Source organism: Bartonella sp. AA83SXKL (genome assembly GCF_042196965.1).
GTDB lineage: Bacteria > Pseudomonadota > Alphaproteobacteria > Rhizobiales > Rhizobiaceae > Bartonella.
In genome coordinates this window covers 44654-63562 of the sequence record NZ_JBHIRG010000007.1, presented here as the reverse complement: position 1 = coordinate 63562, position 18909 = coordinate 44654, and the positions used below count along the sequence as shown (strand labels likewise).

The following is an 18909-nucleotide window of genomic DNA, read 5'->3' as shown; positions in this document are numbered from 1 at the left end:
ATGCGTGACACATATTACATAACAACTCCCATTTTTTATCCTAATGGTGCTCCACATATTGGACATGCTTATAGTGCCATTGCAAGCGATGTTTTAGCCCGCTTTCAACGGTTAAACGGAAAAAATGTATTTTTTCTTTCTGGTACAGATGAGCATGGTCTCAAGATGCAACAAACAGCAGCAGCATTAGGCATGACACCTCAGCAACTTGCAGATCGTAATAGTGCGGTGTTTCAAAAAATGCTTGCAGTATTAAATTGTTCTAACGATGATTTTATCCGTACGACAGAAGAACGCCATTATCAAGCTTGTCAAGAAATTTGGAAAAAGATGGAAGCAAATGGCGATATTTATCTCGGTCGTTATACGGGGTGGTATTCGGTTCGCCAAGAAGCCTATTATGAAGAAAAAGATACGGAAATTGGAGCAGACAACATCCGTCGTGAGAAAGAATTAGGCTCTCCAGTTGAATGGAATGAAGAAGAAAGTTATTTTTTTAGACTTTCTCATTATGAAAAGGCTCTTCTTGAATATTATGAAAAACATCCTGATTTTATTGCTCCATTTGAGCGGCGTAATGAAATTATAAGTTTTATCAAATCAGGTTTAAAAGATATCTCTATTTCACGCGCAAGTTTTAACTGGGGAATTGCTGTTCCTGAGAATCCAAAGCACGTGATGTATGTCTGGGTTGATGCGCTTACAAATTATCTATCAGCAATAGGTTTTTTCAATGAAAATTCAAAAAAACGTGATTTTTGGCCTGCAAATACGCATATTATTGGTAAGGATATTATTCGTTTTCATGCAGTCTATTGGCCGGCATTTTTAATGTCTGCTGGAATTGAATTGCCTAAAAATATTTTTGCACATGGTTTTTTACTTAATCGTGGTGCAAAAATGTCAAAATCTATTGGAAATGTCGTTGATCCTTTTGAAATGGTTGATCATTATGGTCTTGATCAGGTCCGTTATTTCCTTCTCCGTGAAGTGCCATTCGGACAAGATGGTAGTTATAGTCATGAAAGCCTTGTGAACCGTATTAATGCTGATCTTGCTAACGATCTTGGTAATTTAGCACAGCGCTGTTTGTCTATGATTGCCAAAAATTGTAATGCACAAGTCCCGAAACCAGCTTCATTTTTAGCTCAAGATAAACAGCTTTTAGAACAATCTCTTCAAGTACTTGAAACTGTACACCAAGCTATGTCTTCTTATAGTATGCATTTAGCACTTTCAGCTATTTTTTCAATTGTAGCAGATGCCAATCGCTATTTTGCCAACGAACAACCTTGGAGTTTACGTAAAAACGATCGAGAGCGATTTTCTACAGTTCTTTATATAACTGTAGAAATCTTGCGGAGAATAGGAATTATGCTTTTGCCTTTCATCCCCCAATCAGCAGCGAAACTTCTTGATAGCCTTGCGGTTGCTGAAGATAATCGGTTATTGTATCATATAAGTCATTCAAAAATTCAAGAAGGGCTTGATCTTCCACCACCAGAACCAATTTTTCCTCGTTATATCTTGAAGAAAGAAGACACTCATCATGTTGATTGATACACATTGTCATCTTGATTTTGAAGACTTTTCACAAGATTTGGATAATGTTATCCAACGGGCTTTAGATGCTGACGTTAAACGTATGATAACAATTTCAACCCATGTTCATAAGTTAGATAAACTGTTAGCCATTGCGCAAAGCTATGATCAAGTCTTTTGTTCCGTTGGAACACACCCCAATCACGCGCATGAAGAACAAAATATTACAGCGGAAGAGCTTATACAGCTTTCGAATCACCCTAAAATTGTTGCGTTTGGGGAAGGGGGACTTGATTATCATTATGATTACTCTACACCAGAAGAGCAAAAGAAAGTTTTTCAAGAACATATCATTGCTTCTCGAGAAACACAGATTCCTCTTGTTATACATTCACGCAATGCCGATATCGATATGGAGAAAATATTACGTGAACAGATAAAAGAAGGAGCTTTTCCCTTTATCCTTCATTGTTATTCGTCTGGAATGCAACTTGCTCGTGCTGGAATTGAACTTGGTGGTTATATTTCTTTTTCGGGTATTCTTACTTTTAAAAACGCACTTGAAATCCGTGAAATAGCAAAAATTGTGCCCCATGAGCATTTGTTAGTGGAAACAGATGCTCCATTCTTAGCACCTAGTCCCCATCGGGGCAAAACAAATGAACCATCTTTTGTATGTTATACAGCAGCTGTTTTGGCTGAAACAATTGGCTTAAGCATTGAAGAAATAGCTCAAATAACAACGCGTAATGCTTTTCGTCTATTTAGCAAAATGAAATAAGGCAAAAGATATGTGTGATCAATACCGATTTACAATATTAGGTTGTGGTCCTTCTCCAGGAGTGCCAAGACCTAATGGTGATTGGGGAACATGTGATCCGAATAACCCTAAAAATAAACGCTACAGAAGTTCTTTATTAGTTGAACGTATTAAACCTTCTGGAGACAAAACAACGATCGTTATTGATACAGGTCCAGATTTTCGCTCACAAATGATCGATGCGCGTGTAAGCCATCTTGATGCTGCTCTTTACACGCATTCTCATGCAGACCATATCCACGGTATTGATGATTTACGCAGCTATGCACTTGCACAAAAATGTTTAATAGATATCTATGCCGACAGATTTACACTAGAGCATCTCAAAAGTGCTTTTGGATATTGTTTTCAAACTCTAAAAGATTCATCTTATTCTCCCATTTTAAAAGAACATCTTATCAATGAAGATAGCCAATTTATTATTCAGGGGCAGGGCGGAGAAATAAGTGTCAATACACATTTACAACACCACGGAAACATTCATTCCTTAGGTTTTCGGATTGGGAATGTTGCCTATTGTACGGATGTTAGTAAATTTCCTGAAAAAACTTTATCCAAATTAATGGATTTAGATGTTCTCATCATTGAAGCTCTTCAATTTAAATCCCATCCGAGTCATTTTTCTGTTGATCAAGCATTACAGTGGATAGAATATTTAAAGCCAAAACAAGCAATACTCACACATATGGACAGATCGCTGGATTACAATAAGGTAATAAATTACGTTCCATCCTATGTAAAACCTGCATATCAAGGTCTTACTTTTGAAACAGATGCGTAAGCTTATTATGCGCAATATTTTAAGTTAAATAAAACACTTTTAAATTTATCCTTTATTTTATTTCATTTTTGACATCTTTAGTGTTTTTATGTCAAAAATGAGGCTTTTATGTATAAGAATTTTAAGCGGGGTGTATGTATTGTGGTTTTAGCGGTTTCCTTGACAGCATGTGGGGGGCGTTTAGAAAAAAATATTGCAACGACAACATTACATGACGGATCAATGAGTTGTGCCGATATTCAACGGGAGTTTTTTGCTAATAAACGTCAGATTAATGATACAATTACAGAGCGTTCTAAAGCAAGAAATAAAAACGTGGCTTTAGCAGCGGTAAGTGTTGTATTTGTACCTGCTTTGTTTTTTATGGATACTAAATCCAGTGAAAGTAATGAAATTTCGGCTTTAAATAATCGTAATGCTGTTTTAAGTGATCTTGCACGTATGAAGCGTTGTAAAATAGTACAGTAATTTTTCTTAATTTTTGGTCTTTAAGGTATATACCTTAAAGACCAAATTTTATTTTAAAAGTAAATTGTATGATATAAATATTATGATGATATTTTAAAGTAGGGTTTTCTATATCATATTATCGCATAATATATATTATGGAACTTTATGAGGAAGTATAACTAGCATCAGCGTTTTGAGGAACGAAGCTTTAAAATGAGCTACTTAAGTTAACTAAGATCGAAAATCGAGCCTGTTATTCTGGCTCGAAAATTTTAATCACAATGTTTTTTTATTTTTTACTCTTTTAAAAAAAATAATTACAATTTGTAGTACTATAAAAGCTAAAAACAATATTCCATGAAATAATGGTACAAATGGCTGATAAATAAAATCGGAATAATATATTGTTATTGCTTCAATCAACGCTGCAATACACCACACAATGATACCCCATAGTGAATACATCCAAAGTCCAACTAAGGCAATAGGATAGAGAATAGCCAATATAGCTGATGTAAATTGCCACTGCCAAGGCATAAGATCAAAACGCCATAGAATACCTGGAAAAACACCAACAAGGCGTATCCAATAACAAATACCTAGAACTAAGCAAATAAGTGCCAAAAAACGTAAGTAACAGTTATAGATTAAATTGATTTTTGAAATCTGTTTGTGAGAATTATTTTTCACAATAATAACTCTTGTTCAACAGGTTGGAAGTAAGAATCTACCATTTCATCTGTCACATTTGAAAGTTTATCTGGTTGCCATTGAGGTCTTTTATCCTTATCGATTAACATAGCACGTATACCTTCATAAAAATCATGTGAATGAAGCATATGATACGCTATGCGGTTTTCAATTTTCATACAATCTTCCAACGTTTGAGATGAATTTTGTTTCATTTGTTTCCAGATAACTTTTAAACTTGTCGGAGAACGTGACTGCAAAATATCATAACATTCTTTAGCAAATAAAACATCTTCATTGCTTTTTTTATGTAGCAACTCAAGACATTCTTCTAAGGTATGGGCACTAAAACAAGTGTTAATAATACAACGTATTTCATGACTTGTTTCATAGTCTTTTGTAATTGCTCGCTCGTTTAAAGCTAAAGTAGGATCTCCTTGCTCAATAACAGCTTTTCTAATCATATCGAATTCAGTTTCAGCAACGGCGTGTGTTGCTAATCCTAAATTTAAGCAATCTCCCCACTTTATACATGCGCCCGTTAATGCAAGATAGATACCAAAATGATTGGGAAGAGATGGTAAGAAAAAACTTGCACCTACATCTGGAAAAAATCCAATCGCACCTTCTGGCATAGCAAAAACTGTATTTTCTGTAACAATTCGATGCGAGCCATAGAGAGAAATACCTACCCCACCTCCCATCCAAATACCGTTTAAGAAAGAAATGTAGGGCTTTGAAAAATGTTTGATATAAGCATTTAAACTATATTCATTCCTAAAGTATTGACAAGAAGCAGTACTTTTCCCCATATGATAGATTTCTACAACATCTCCACCAGCACAAAAAGCACGCCCCTCCCCTTCAATTAAGACACAAAAAACATTATCATCTATTTCCCATGTTCTGAGAGCTTTTTTTAAAGCTGAAACCATTCGTTGATTAAGAGCGTTTAATGCTGAAGGACGTGTGAGCTTTATAATACCAGCACGCCCTTCTTTCGTAAAAGAAATATCATCATCTGCTCCAAAATTAATTTGCATCTCACACCCTTCTTAAAACAATTATTTCATTGTTTTTTTTATACTTTTTTCCCCAAGTTTAGGAAATGTTTGCATGATTGCGCCAATACAATATATATAAATTCCTGTTACCGAAATTCCTATTTTAACCCAATAGGGAGCCTCTAGTTGATAAAAGAAGGCAGAAACACCAAAAAAACACCATAAGAGAAAAATGGGAAAATTAATTCTACGTAAACGAAGGACTCTTACTGGATGAATAAAATAAATTGGCAAAAAAGATATAATCGCCGATAAAACAATAATGATAAAAGTAATCCACTCTCCTGGTCTGACGACAAAAAGCGTAAAAATCATCATATTCCAAACAACAGGAAATCCTTTAAAAAAGTTTTCTTTGGTTTTCATACTAGTATCTGCATAATAAATAGCAGATGAAATAACAATAATTGCACTCAATGAAAATGATAACCCTACACCCATGAAACCACTTTGATAGAGTGCAAAGGCAGGAATTAAGACATAAGTCACGTAATCAATAATATTATCTAACAGCTCTCCAGACCATGTTGGAAGAACGTACTTAACATCAAGTTTGCGTGCAATTGGTCCATCTATACCATCAACGAGAAGAGCAAGCCCAAGCCAACAGAACATAGCTGTCCATTCTTTTTGAGAGGCTGATATAAGAGAAAGAAACGCTAAAAATGATCCCGAAGCTGTTAGTAAATGAACGGAAAAGGCCTTTGCTTGTGGCATTGTTACTTTTTTATGGCGTAATAATTTAGCATTTGTTTTGATTTTCTTTGTTAATTTACGTTTCAAGGTTTTCTTATCCTCGTTTTTAAAGTCTTCAACCATCTATCAATACGCCATTTTTTAACGATGATATAACTCAGCATTTAAAAAAATCATAAAAAGGTTACTTTTTTATATCGCATTATTTATTACATACTATAATAATAGAAGAGATTCATATAATAAAAAGAGAGAGATCATTTGGAAATGTTAAAATATTTTCTCAATGAATAAAGGTTCAAATCGTTGTGATATTTGAAAAGGAAGAGCATAAAGATATTGCTGTTATTGGTGCAGGTCCTGTCGGAATGTTAGCCGCGCTGAGTCTTGCACAGAAGGGGCTTTCTGTTTTTCTTGTTGGTCCCCCTGCTCATACAGATGAGTTACGGACAACGGCTCTTATGATGCCTGCAATACGCATGCTTCAAAAACTCAATATTTGGGATAATCTTCAAAAACATGCAGCTGCTTTATCGTCCATGAGAATTATAGATATAACTTCTAGAATTGTGCATGCTCCTACGGTGCATTTTTTTTCTACTGAAATTGGCGAAAAAGCTTTTGGCTATAATATACCTAATGTAAAATTGAACAGTGCTTTAGTCGACGCTGTTACACATACGCCCAATATTACAAGATTTGTTTCTGCAGCCAAATCTGTTCATCACACAAAAAACCATGTATGCATTACTCTTGCTGATCATAGAATCATTCAAGCACCACTTGTTGTTGCAGCTGATGGACGTCATTCTCTTACACGTGCCGCAGCAGGGATAAGTGTCAAACAGTGGAATTATCCACAAAAAGCACTTGTTCTCAACTTTTCTCATGAGTTTTCTCATCAAAATACATCAACTGAATTCCATACAGAACACGGTCCATTTACACAGGTTCCACTACCAGGACGAAGATCTAGTCTTGTATGGGTTGTTCATCCTTCCCGCGCTGAGGAATTATTAAATATAGAACCAAAAACAATTGCAAAAATGATCGAAAACCAAATGCAATCAATGCTTGGAAAGCTAAGCTTAGAAACATCAATTCAAGCATGGCCGCTTTTCGGACTTCTTTCTCATCATTTTGCTGCTAATCGAACAATTTTAGTGGGTGAAGCCGCTCATGTTTTTCCCCCTATTGGGGCACAGGGATTGAATTTAGGATTCCGTGATGTCCAAACTTTAATTGATATTTTACCCAATAAAATATCCAATTCTAACTCTGAAATGATTGTTGCACATTACAACAAATGCCGCAAACCAGATATATTAATCCGAAGTGGAGCTGTTCATACACTGAACTCTGCCCTACTTTCTCATATGTTGCCTGTTCATATCATACGAAGCATTGGGCTTGGTTTGTTGCATAGTTTCCCACCATTACGTAATTTATTTATGCGCGAAGGAATGTATCCCGGTTATGGATTTAAGGAAATTATGCAAATATTTCCAACAAAATCATCAAAACAGCTCTACTAAGCAATAATGGATAATAACGTAAAATAATAAATTGCATTTTGCAATTATATCTATTACTGATATAAAAAATATTTTTGTTCTTTATAAGAAGTAACAAATTATATTAAAATAATTAATTATATTTATTTTATTTATTTATAATAATAACATGTTATAATTAATATAACTGTAAATTATTTTTTATTAAAAATTATTATATATATTTAGTATGTTGATATGAAATAAGAGAAAACTGAATTATATAATACAAATTAAATTATAAAGATATCTTGCTAAATCATAGCTTTTAAATTTAGAACTATAAATAAAATGAAAAATAATACCGTTTTGAAAAATTTATTTTAAATTAATTATTAATAAGAAAATAAATAATAAAAAAACAGTTTTATTTAATCAATATATTTTTAAAAATTTTTATTGTTAAGTATAATATTAAAAATAAAATCATCTTTGGAACCTGTTAGTAACACAGAGGTTAATGAAGTGTTGTTTCAACAAATGGTAACAAGATGACACTAAATAATTTTTTGAAATTAAGTACTTTTTTTATAATGATTGCATGTGTCTCGTTGATAGTCACGACTTCAATAAGTGAAGTTTTTCACCTTCCTTATTGTCAAACCTTTACCTATAGCTCTACTCAAAAGGTCACTAAAATAGGTCAGAACTCATTTACTGCCTCACAAGTTAAAAATTGTCTTATGCAAAATGGTTTTGAGAATATTAAACGATTGCGCTTAGATGACAATGGTATCTGGCGTGCTTTAGTAAAATTTAAAAAGTCCCATTTTTTCGTATCCGTTGACTATTCAGGAACAGTTAGCATTCAAAATGAAAGAAAAGAATATGATTGATTTAAAAACTTACAGCAACGTTTCTTTTCACAGCTGTAAGAAAAAAAAATTAAAAAAGTACTGCCATTCTATTAAAGAATTTGCTTTCATTGGCGGTTTAAATGGTAGCATATCAGGAGCTATCGCGGCAATTCTTGCAGCTTATGGTTATATTGCTCTTCCTGGATTTGGTCCAGTTATCGCAATGGGTATAGGAGTAGCACTTTCTTCTGGAATAATAATAGGAGCACTGATAGGATCAGGAATGGGAGGGAGTGTCGGTATATGCTGTATTTTATTGGGAAATTTATATGAATCATAATAATTTTTTCTCTTATAAATTACATAATGCATAGAAATTTCTCGTCATTTTTTCTATGAAAAACAATTAAATCATCAACAAATTATATGTTCTTTTTTTGATGAAACGATTATCATATTATAAATGAAATAACATCTAACTTACTAAAATTCCTTATTTAATTTCTTATTATACCTCAAAAAGTAGATTTTTTAAAAACATCTCTTGAAGAAATGTAAGTGAGATATAATTATCCATCCATAAAAGCTGTATTTTTTATAGATCAAAAAATAAAAGTTATGTTCAGAAATATATATAAACATACTTTAATTTATTTGCTCTTTATAAAAACTAATATTTCTATGTAAATTATTTTTCTTAAATTTCAATTTAAGACACTTATATAACATATAATTAGTATAGATTATTATTTATAGATAATAATCTATTTAAAGATAAGTATAAAGGTATTTCATGAAAAAAATATTATTATTATTGTTTTTTATGGCATTTTTAATTCATAAAAATTCTGCATTAGCACTATCAAAACAAGTAAATATTTATAAATTAGAAGATAACAATTCCAAAAAGGCTATTGGTAGCATTAAAATTGAAGAAACCACATACGGTTTGATTTTCATCCCTAATTTATCTACTTTATCAGAAGGAATGCATGGTTTTCATGTACATGTAAATCCTTTATGTGATACAAAAGATGGTATAATTGGTGGAAGCGCAGGTGGACATTATGATCCGGAACATACCGGAAAACATTTAGGACCTTATAATGTCAATGGTCATCTTGGTGATTTACCAGCACTTTATGTTGATAAGCAGGGATATGCCATAATGAGCGTTCTTGCTCCACGATTAAAAAAAATCTCTGAAATTAAAGGGCGCTCTTTAGTCATTCATTTAGGGGCTGATAATCAATCAGATAAACCATTACCGCTTGGCGGAGGTGGAGCACGTTTAGCGTGCGGTATTATTGAAAAATAAAGAGAGTATTGTGGCAGACTGCGACAGTACACACTCCCTTTACCATAAGGTGTGAGAGAAATTTATTTTTTTAATCTATTTCAAGAAATTGAGTAAACTATGTGAATATTTTATAAAATTAATGTTTTTTTGAATGTTTACTTCGGATAACAAAAAGCTTAATAATCATCAAAATGAACAGTAATGGAAATTAAAGAAATAGTAGTGTAAATTCTCCGTAAGAAGACTTCAATATGAGGAAGTAATATTTTCTATGCTTGATGTAAACAAAGCAAAAAAGTCGAATTTCACCCTCTATAATAGCAAATTTATAATAAATTATAATCATTAAGTCTAGTATCTAATGGAATCACGCTCAATGCACAAAATAGAACAGGACTAAAACAGAATTTTTACTCTTCCCCTACTCAACCCTACTCATGAGGTACGTGAGAAAAATTTTAATTGATACAATATCAATATAATAAGTCAAACAAAATAGTTAGAGTAATTTTTCATCACTCTGAAAAAAGGCTTTTAAACAATAGAGTCTTTTTAAAAATACCCCTTATAGATACATATGATCCCAATCTAGTGGACGCATCTCACCAGTTTGATAAAATTGACGAATGAGCTTAATATAATCAAGAAAATCTTTGTTTTCCTCCACTAATCTATTAGCAGTATCCCAATCAATATCACTACGTTCTTTGGCAGGAATTAAGATCTCACTCTCGGAAGAGTTTTCCTTATTAAGTCTTATAAATCCAATTCCATGCAAACTTGAAAGCATCCGAAGCTCTTTTAATGTATCAACTCCTTCAATTTCACTAGCAACTAAATAACTCAAATTAGCCCATGAAGAATTACTAACTGTTTGAAAAAATGCTTTTCGTAAATTTGAACGATTGATGAGAATTTTTACTTCAAAAGACCAAAGCTTTGTCTTTTTATCAAAATATTGCAAAACACAGTCTTTGATTTCACGATTCCATTCCTTGCTTAAATCTTGCATCCCTACGAGATCTGGATAAAGCCATTTATTTCCGCCTGCACCATGTTTATTACGAGAACATTTCTCATTAATGCGTTTGCTATAAACTGCAAGTTCTGACCATAAAAATTTAGATAATAACGGATAAAGATCATGCTCTTTAACAGAGCCATCTTCTGTTCTACTCTTTGCTTTGTCCTCTATTGCATCAATTTCAGCACTATCTGTTTGTTTAGTAAAATAATATTGTCGCGGTCGTCCTTCAGTGGTTTTAATTTCTGGATAACGCTTTTGTAATTGAGGGCGCTGCGATCCTATTTCAGCAACAATTTGCTGAATAAGAGCTGCATCACTATTAAGGGGATTGATTATCGCCGTTGAATGCTTTTGTTTTTGACGGCATTTTTCTGGGTAATTTTCAAATATCCATTGAGCAATTTCTCGAGCTGTAAACTTTTTTGTCGGGTTTTTCTTTAAAAAATTAAAAACAGTGTTTGTTAAATTTAAAGTCATATGAAAAACTCCCCCTTTTATCCTCTGGGTATTTCATTATATTCAGGCGTTTTAAATGAAAGAACAATAAACTGTTTAAGTTTTTTAAAAAAAGAACATTTATTAAATTACTCAATAAAATTAAAATATTTTTTTAATTTATAACTATAACTCAAAGATCTTTTCACATAACGAAAATAAGATTGTACTTTTATAAAAAATTGTAAATGTACTACAAATCACCATAAAAAAGCATAATCTTGTGTAACTTTTCTATACATTTTTCCTTTTATTTTAACGTCGTTAGAAAAAAGTTAAGAGCTCTCAAGTATAGATTCTGAAATGGTAAACTCCGCACACAAACCTTCAAAACTACTATTTGCTTTAATAACATCATGGGGAATAAGAACATAATACCATTTTTTATCGCCATAAGTCGCCGCATAGCGCGTTGCATGACAACACCATTGAACTGCAGCTTCTCTCTTTTTTAAAACAATAGGATTTTGCATTTCAGAGGCTTTTTTAGGCTCACAAAGATATTTGGCATCCTTCGTTTCTACAACAAAGTCTGGTTCATAGATTGATCCTTTATCATATTCTATCTTGAAAAAACCTCGAGCGGGTTTCATCCATTTCAAGACTTGTGCATCATCCTCTAATATTTGAGCAAATCGTAATTCCCCTTCTACTGAATCAAACTTTTGTAAAGGATAACAGCATTTTCTAAAGCCGCTGAATACAAGTTTTTTAATATCGCTTTTAATGGCAGGAATATTACGAAAATCAAGAGGAGACGTCCCTTGCGGTAACACATAATGGATAGGTGATAAAGCTGTAAAACCTCGTGTAACTTTAACCGCATAATCTTTTTGCGTTTCCCATTGATGTTCTCTTAATTGCGCAACAATAAAACTAGTAAGCTTGTGCTGATAGTGAATTAATACGTTCTCAACAGCTGTATCATTGGGTAAATAAGATCGGAAATGTTCTACCATCTGACTAGCTAATTTTCGTAATAAGAGCGTATGGTTATCATAATCGACAAAGTCATTATCAATCAAACCACGAATGATGTAGTTTTCAAGATAAGGCTCTTTGACATATTCATTCTTAGATGTGAGAAAAATGCTTTTATGGGTACGCAATTCTCGAATTAAAAGTTCTTTACTAACAGGTTGAAAATTTAAGCTTTCTAGATTTTTTAAATCAAAATCATAAAAACCATAAGTAACATCACGCGAAGGTATGAGTATAATATTTGGAATATCTATTATCAGTTCTGTTAATTGTTTTGTCAGAATTGTCACCACTTTTGATACAAGAGACTTTTGTGATGAAGGCTTAATATTCATAACTTTATTAGCAATTTTTTCTTGTATCTGTGCAGAACAAAGCATTTGAGAACTTGGCAATTTATCATTCTCTTTGATAAGATCCCACGCGATCGCTGCAATATCTTGCTCTTCAGGTGTTAATGTAGGGGAATCTGTATGACGTAATATGATACCTTGTAAATCAGAAGATGCTCCATTTATATCGGAATTACGTATTACCATCGTTTGCATCAATAAAGCTTCTACTTGACTTGGAACTGTCACTATATCGGTCTTTTCAAAGGGGATATTCCCTCCTGTTCCAATCTCAATATGCTTTTTTATAATTGAGTTTGGATCGTTTGCACGATCAATAATATCTTGAAAACGATCATGCGCAATAATTGTTAAACGATCAATAGCTTCCACGCTTGTTCTATACCCATAAGGCAAACGCAATCCACGCCCAATTGTTTGCTCTGTTAAAATTTCTGAAGCCGATGCACGCAACGGTACAATAGTATAGAGATTCGTAACATCCCACCCCTCCTTTAATTTATTAACGTGAATAACAATTTCTGTTGGGTCATGAGAATCTTCAATTGCAATCAGCTTTTGAATATTTTGATCTTCTTCTATATTCGACTGTTTTGTATGAATCTCTATAACTTTTCCCTTATAAGCTCCTGCAAAAAAATCATCTGATTCCAATAAATCACACAATTTCTGTGCATGATTTGTATCTTGAGCGACAACTAAAATAAAAGGCTTAACAAACTTTTTGTTATAATCTTTGGCATAGGCAATTAAATCTGCTTTCACGTTTTCATGGGCATGAATTGCATCTTGTAATTTGATATGTTCTAATTGTTCAGATGTATAATTTTGAGGTTGAAAATCTTTACGTGTAGCAACAGCAGGCTCTTTTACAAAACCATCTCTCATAGCCTCTGCAAGTGAATAACTATAGACAACATTTTTAAAATCTACGGGTTTTGCACCTATTGTTTTTGGTGTCGCTGTAAGCTCTATTCCTAAAACAGGTTTTAACTCATTAATTGCTGCCGCACCAGCAGAAGCTCGATAACGATGTGCTTCATCCATTAACAAAACTAAATCAGGAAGATTTGCGAGATAATCAAAATAACTTTCACCAATCGTTTCTTGTAAGCGTTTAATTCGCGGAATACTAGATTTTAGTGCGCCTTTTTTATTATCTGTTGTATTAATTTTAGAAATATTAAAAATATTGATAAAAGCCGTATCTCTATTCTCAAACAAACGCTTTTGTCCTTGAAAATGGTGTTCATCAACGCGAATACCTTTACCACTTTCATAATCTTCACCTGTAATAATAATGGGTCTATTGGCAATAAATTCACTCATTCCACTGAAAACATACTTCGGACTTTGGGGACTAAAATCCTGTTTTAACTTTTCATAAATAGTCAAATTTGGCGCTAAAACAAAAAAATGGTGACTGCGACCTGTTAAATAAAGATAGCTGATAAAAGCCCCCATAAGTCGCGTTTTCCCAACACCCGTTGCTAAGGCAAAACAAAAAGAGGGAAAGTTTCGTTCAAAATCTTGTACAGAAGGATAAAGATTTTTTATCACTTCTAACTCTGCAACCAAATCAGCATTTTTAGAAAGCTCTATATTTTCTAAGATTTTTACCAAAATATTTAAAGATTCACGTTGAGGATTACGTAACGATAAGCGAGCAGAAATCCTTTTTTCAACAGTGTTCATGAAAAACTCCGCTTTTTATATATTATTCAAATAGATCTAATTCTGCTTGCGCAATATCTTTATTTTTGTTGTTTTCTTTTACCACAATCACTGGTTCAAGATTGGCTACATTTAAACTGTAATCGTCCCTTCCCCATTCGCATTTTTCTAATATTGCACGGGGGATTTTAGTGAGTGTCAGATTTTCAAAGGATGCTGATTTTGTATCAAAGGCTGTACCACAAATCAGCAACGTGCGATGAGAGCCTACCTCTTCACTCATTATACGGAGTTGTTCATGGGTCATAGCGCTTGTTGTGACATAAATATAATCTGTTTCGGTTGAATACCCTTGCATCCAATAATGATTTTCATCAGGTGCATAGGTAAATCCCATATGTTTGCACATTGCTTCTGAAAGCATCGCAGCATTATATTCGCGACCGATAATCCATTGTCCCCATGGATCTTTTTGCAACAGAGAAGGTGCAAGGCGATAATAACGGAATCCACCACCACCTTGCCAATTGACACTTTTGGAAATTCCCCCTTGATCAGTTCCATCAATGACTTGTTTTAAACGAGGGATAATGTGGGTGTGACAATGCTCACCAAGTTCAATCATAATCCACTTCCTTCCCATTTTATGGGCAACAGCACCGGTTGTGCCAGAACCAGCAAAAGAATCCAGTACAAGATCACCGGGATTAGTGGCAAGTTGAATAATGCGTTCCATTAAACGTTCCGGTTTAGGAGTTGTAAAGACACTATCAGAATTGAAGACTTTGGCTTCTTTTTTTGCATCTTGATTATGGCCAACTTCCTGATAAGGCCAAATGGTCATTGAAACCATACCATTTTTTACCTCTGATAAAAAACGTTTCATAGAAGGAACATTACTTCCTGTTGGACCAAACCAAATACGATTATCATTCAATAATTCAAAGAATTTTTTTTTATTCATAGCCCAACTTCTACCATTAGGAGGCATTACCTTGCGTCCAGAAGGTGTGATGATTTCATAAATATCCTTAGGTGTTACTCTTTTTACAGATAAATCTCCAGATTTCCAAGGACCGCGAGGATCATTATCAGGATTTTTATAGCGCGCATCCATATCGTTTGAACGAGGAAGCAATTGAGGGCGCCAAATCGTTTTGTCTTTGGCATAAACCATTATAAAATCATGATTATCAGAAAGCCATTTTGTATCATTTTGTGGAGCATATTTCTTTTGCCAAATAATATTGTTGATGAAATTTTGGCGACCAAAAATTTCATCCATCATCACTTTAAGATAGGCTTGTTCATCATCATCAATTGATATCCAGATACTTCCATCATCCGCCAGTAAATGATGTAACAATTCTAGCCTGTCTCTCATAAGGCTTAGCCATAGGGAATGCTCCAAACCATCTTCATAATGTTCAAAGGCATTGCCTGTATTATAAGGTGGATCGATATAGATACATTTTACTTTTCCCGTATATTCTTGCTCAAGTGCTTTGAGTGCGAGTAAATTATCACCAAAAATGAGTTTATTATCAAAAATATCTTGGGTAGATACTTGGTGCGGAGCGTGATAAGATTTTTCAAGATCTTCCAATAAAATACGAGGCTCTAGTTTTGGGCGTTTTTCTTTTCCAATCCAAGTGAGTTCTAGTTTTTGTTTATTATAACTCATGCGATCGTCCTTAAATTTAAACGCTTATGAAAAGTAAACAGCTTATTCATGAATGGCTAAATTAGAGTCTCTTAACAATACTTTTAGTACCATCCGACAGCAATTTGAGCTTCTTCTGACATACAATCAGGTGTCCATGGTGGATCAAAAGTCATAGTGACTTCAACATACGAAACCCCTTCAACTGCACTGACTGCATTTTCTACCCACCCCGGCATTTCACCTGCAACAGGACATCCCGGTGCTGTAAGAGTCATTTCAATTTTTACTGAACGATCATCTTCAATATCAATACGATAAATCAATCCTAGCTCATAAATATCAGCAGGAATCTCTGGGTCATAAACTGTTTTAAGAGCAGCAATAATATCATTTGTCATACGATCAATTTCGTCTGCTGGAATTGCTGATATGTAAGATTTTTTATTTTCGCTTACAGTTTCAACGGATTCTGTAGAATGACGCTCTTCAATTGATTCAGCCATTAAAAAATGTCCTTGTTTCTTGCAATGCTTCTACTAATTGATCTATATCCTCTTGAGTGTTATACATGGCTAACGATGCGCGGCAAATAGATGTTAGACCAAAGCGCTGTAATAAAGGCTGTGCACAATGGGTTCCCGCACGTATCGCAACCCCTTTTCTATCAATAAACATAGCGATATCATGGGCGTGAATCCCTTCAATTGTAAATGATATAATAGCTCCTTTATTGGGAGAATGACCATAAATACGCAATGACTCAACCATTTTAAGTTTTTCCTGCGCATAAGCTAAAAGGGACCTCTCATGGGCATGAATCGTGCTACGACCTTTCTCTTGTATATAATCAATAGCCGCAGTTAATCCAATAGCTTCAACGATAGGAGGAGTGCCTGCTTCAAAACGGTAAGGAGGAGCATTATAAAAAACCTTATCGGTTGTTACCTCCTCGATCATTTCCCCTCCCCCTTGAAAAGGACGCATTTCTTCTAATCTATCTTCTTTACCATACAAAACACCAATACCAGTGGGACCATAAAGCTTATGACCTGTAAAGACATACCAATCACAATCGAGATCTTGTACATCAACGGTTAAATGTACTGCTCCTTGAGAACCATCAACAAGAACCGGAATAGAATTTTGATGTGCTAGTTTAATAATCTCTTTAACAGGAGGCACAGTTCCTAATATATTGGACATATGCGTTATAGCAACAAGCCGCGTTTTTTCGCTTAAAGCCTTTTGGAAATCTTCAATGTGCAGAACACCATTTTCATCGACAGGAACAAAAATAAGTTTAACACCTTTTTGTTCACGGAGAAAATGCCAAGGAATAATATTTGAATGATGTTCCATGATCGTTAGAACAATCTCATCACCTTCCTTGAGTTTGGGCATAGCCCAACCATAAGCAACAGTATTAATAGCTTCTGTTGCATTTTTTGTAAAAACAATTTCTTCAGTTTTTTGAGCATTTAGAAAAACACGAACGGTTTCACGAGAATTTTCATATGATTGTGTTGCTATATTGGCTAAAAAATACATTCCCCTATGCACATTAGCATAACTATAGTGATAATAATTATTCATTGCATTGAGTACTGACATTGGTTTTTGGGCAGAAGCACTACTATCAAGATATGCTAATCGCTTTCCATAAACTTGATGGTGCAAAATAGGAAAATCACGCCGAATTTCTTCGACATTATAAGTAAATGTTTGTACGTTATTTTCCATTTTTTCTACCTTAAACATTTTTTTCAAGCCATTTACTAATGATATTCTCCAAAACGATTTGAATATTATCTTGCTTGATGTCATCAATGAGCTCAGAGATAAATCCTTTAATCAAAAGCGCACGAGCCGTTTTAAAAGGGATACCACGTGTCATAAGATAAAAAAGATAATCATGATTAATATTAGCAACTGTTGCACCATGACCACATGCAACATCATCAGCAAAAATCTCCAGTTCAGGCTTTGCATTAAATTCTGCATCATCTGAAAGAATAAGGCTATTACAATCCATGCGTGCATCTGTTTTTTGCGCTTTTTGAGAAACACGTATTATTCCTTGGAAAACACCAACAGCCTTATCTGTAACCACATTGCGTATAATTTCGGTTGATGTTGATTTTTCTTCCACATGACGAACAGTCATTGTAAGATCACTATGTGTTTGTCCTGATAATAAATTTATGACGCGTAATTGAAAATCAGATTCTTCTCCCTGTAATTCAATATCGATTTCTTGGCGATTTAATTGACTCCCTATATTAATGACATAAAGCGATAACTTCGCTCTTTGATCAAGAACAGCACAAAATCGACCAAATTGTGTAGAATTAAAATCACGATTGCGAATGAGAATCCACGTAACATCACTATCAGCAGCAACATTTAATGAAAATATTGAACTGACAAAGGTATCTTTATCATTGCCAACCTGATGTTCAATAAACATAACTTGACTATTTTTATCAACTTTTATATCCGAAAAAATATGAGATTGTCCCCCCATTTGTATATTTTGTAATTCAATGGGGATATTTAACTTTGTATTTTCAGGGATGTGAAAAAGCCAACCATCTGTAACAAAAGCTGTATTTAACTGTCCAATAAAATCTTCATCAGAAATGTTTTGATTTATCTGTACAGAATTATCTTCTAATGCGTCTGAAAGGCGTTTTACTGTAATATTGTCTACCTTTGACTCTATCGATGTTTTTCCATTGTTTATGGAGAAAACAGCACTTTCTGAAAGCAATGCATCAACCAATTGATTGTCTTGAACTTTTGAAAAATTGCTAATAGACTTCAGTAAGGTACGCAGATTGGTATAATGCCAACTTTCTATTTTACGGGAAGGAAGCCGTGTCGTTTGAAACTGCTCAATAGTTTTCTTGCGGATTTCCTGTACAGCTTTATCACCAGGTAAGTCGTTTACATACTGATTAAAATTACTGAGGATATTTTCTTCAACCGCTAACAAGTTTTGCTGTGCATTCATATTTAAT

17 protein-coding genes are annotated in these 18909 nt (G+C 33.8%); 8 read left to right on the top strand and 9 right to left on the bottom strand.

Going from position 1 to position 18909, the window contains the following annotated elements; all coding sequences use genetic code 11:
• The 4 genes from metG (at position 1) to ACFINO_RS05060 (ending at position 3611) form a co-directional block, all read left to right on the top strand.
• The gene (gene metG / locus ACFINO_RS05075; RefSeq protein WP_375655170.1) at positions 1-1560 is read left to right on the top strand and encodes a methionine--tRNA ligase; all 1560 of its coding nucleotides are present in this window, start codon (positions 1-3) and stop codon (positions 1558-1560) included.
• Positions 1550-2323 carry a TatD family hydrolase gene (locus tag ACFINO_RS05070; RefSeq protein WP_375618142.1) on the top strand — a complete coding sequence of 258 codons (774 nt, stop codon included), beginning with the start codon at positions 1550-1552 and terminating at the stop codon, positions 2321-2323. The genes metG and ACFINO_RS05070 overlap by 11 nt, the downstream gene beginning before the upstream one ends.
• A gap of 10 nt (positions 2324-2333) precedes the next feature.
• Positions 2334-3143: an MBL fold metallo-hydrolase gene (locus ACFINO_RS05065; protein ID WP_375636739.1), complete on the top strand. Its 810-nt coding sequence runs from the start codon at positions 2334-2336 to the stop codon at positions 3141-3143.
• Positions 3144-3251: 108 nt separating this feature from the next.
• Positions 3252-3611, top strand: coding sequence for a hypothetical protein (locus ACFINO_RS05060; protein ID WP_375634657.1), 360 nt, complete (start codon positions 3252-3254; stop codon positions 3609-3611).
• A 258-nt stretch (positions 3612-3869) separates the two neighbouring features.
• Here ACFINO_RS05060 and ACFINO_RS05055 read toward each other — a convergent pair whose 3' ends face one another.
• The 3 genes from ACFINO_RS05055 to pcsA are packed head-to-tail and all read right to left on the bottom strand — an operon-like array spanning position 3870 to position 6166.
• On the bottom strand, positions 3870-4283 hold the full coding sequence (locus tag ACFINO_RS05055; RefSeq protein ID WP_375634091.1) for a DUF6163 family protein: 414 nt from the start codon (positions 4281-4283) through the stop codon (positions 3870-3872).
• Entirely contained in the window at positions 4280-5326 is a 1047-nt protein-coding gene (locus ACFINO_RS05050; protein WP_375634658.1) for an enoyl-CoA hydratase/isomerase family protein, read from the bottom strand. The genes ACFINO_RS05055 and ACFINO_RS05050 overlap by 4 nt, the downstream gene beginning before the upstream one ends.
• 21 nt (positions 5327-5347) lie before the next feature.
• A complete protein-coding gene (gene pcsA, locus ACFINO_RS05045) occupies positions 5348-6166 on the bottom strand; it encodes a phosphatidylcholine synthase (protein ID WP_375634087.1) in 819 nt (272 codons plus the stop codon).
• Positions 6167-6351: 185 nt separating this feature from the next.
• Here pcsA and ACFINO_RS05040 point away from each other — a divergent pair, with 185 nt between their 5' ends.
• The 4 genes from ACFINO_RS05040 (at position 6352) to sodC (ending at position 9711) form a co-directional block, all read left to right on the top strand.
• Positions 6352-7578: a UbiH/UbiF family hydroxylase gene (locus ACFINO_RS05040; RefSeq protein WP_375655169.1), complete on the top strand. Its 1227-nt coding sequence runs from the start codon at positions 6352-6354 to the stop codon at positions 7576-7578.
• Between the two features lie 509 nt (positions 7579-8087).
• Positions 8088-8432 carry a hypothetical protein gene (locus tag ACFINO_RS05035; protein ID WP_375611907.1) on the top strand — a complete coding sequence of 115 codons (345 nt, stop codon included), beginning with the start codon at positions 8088-8090 and terminating at the stop codon, positions 8430-8432.
• A complete protein-coding gene (locus ACFINO_RS05030) occupies positions 8410-8733 on the top strand; it encodes a hypothetical protein (RefSeq protein ID WP_375634660.1) in 324 nt (107 codons plus the stop codon). Before ACFINO_RS05035 ends, ACFINO_RS05030 begins: the two co-directional genes overlap by 23 nt.
• A gap of 453 nt (positions 8734-9186) precedes the next feature.
• Entirely contained in the window at positions 9187-9711 is a 525-nt protein-coding gene (sodC, locus tag ACFINO_RS05025) for a superoxide dismutase [Cu-Zn] SodC (RefSeq protein WP_375655168.1), read from the top strand.
• Between the two features lie 547 nt (positions 9712-10258).
• Here the strand turns inward: sodC and ACFINO_RS05020 are convergent.
• The 6 genes from ACFINO_RS05020 to sufD form a co-directional block, all read right to left on the bottom strand.
• On the bottom strand, positions 10259-11197 hold the full coding sequence (locus ACFINO_RS05020) for a COG2958 family protein (protein WP_375655167.1): 939 nt from the start codon (positions 11195-11197) through the stop codon (positions 10259-10261).
• Positions 11198-11490: 293 nt separating this feature from the next.
• The gene (locus ACFINO_RS05015; RefSeq protein ID WP_375655166.1) at positions 11491-14244 is read right to left on the bottom strand and encodes a DEAD/DEAH box helicase; all 2754 of its coding nucleotides are present in this window, start codon (positions 14242-14244) and stop codon (positions 11491-11493) included.
• 22 nt (positions 14245-14266) lie between these two features.
• Entirely contained in the window at positions 14267-15907 is a 1641-nt protein-coding gene (locus tag ACFINO_RS05010) for a site-specific DNA-methyltransferase (RefSeq protein ID WP_375655165.1), read from the bottom strand.
• A gap of 83 nt (positions 15908-15990) precedes the next feature.
• A complete protein-coding gene (locus ACFINO_RS05005) occupies positions 15991-16392 on the bottom strand; it encodes an SUF system Fe-S cluster assembly protein (RefSeq protein WP_273787976.1) in 402 nt (133 codons plus the stop codon).
• Complete coding sequence (locus tag ACFINO_RS05000; RefSeq protein ID WP_375643116.1) at positions 16385-17629, bottom strand: cysteine desulfurase; 1245 nt, start codon at positions 17627-17629, stop codon at positions 16385-16387. The genes ACFINO_RS05005 and ACFINO_RS05000 overlap by 8 nt, the downstream gene beginning before the upstream one ends.
• Positions 17630-17639: 10 nt before the next feature.
• A complete protein-coding gene (gene sufD / locus ACFINO_RS04995) occupies positions 17640-18902 on the bottom strand; it encodes a Fe-S cluster assembly protein SufD (protein WP_375655164.1) in 1263 nt (420 codons plus the stop codon).
• Between the last annotated feature and the right edge of the window lie 7 nt (positions 18903-18909).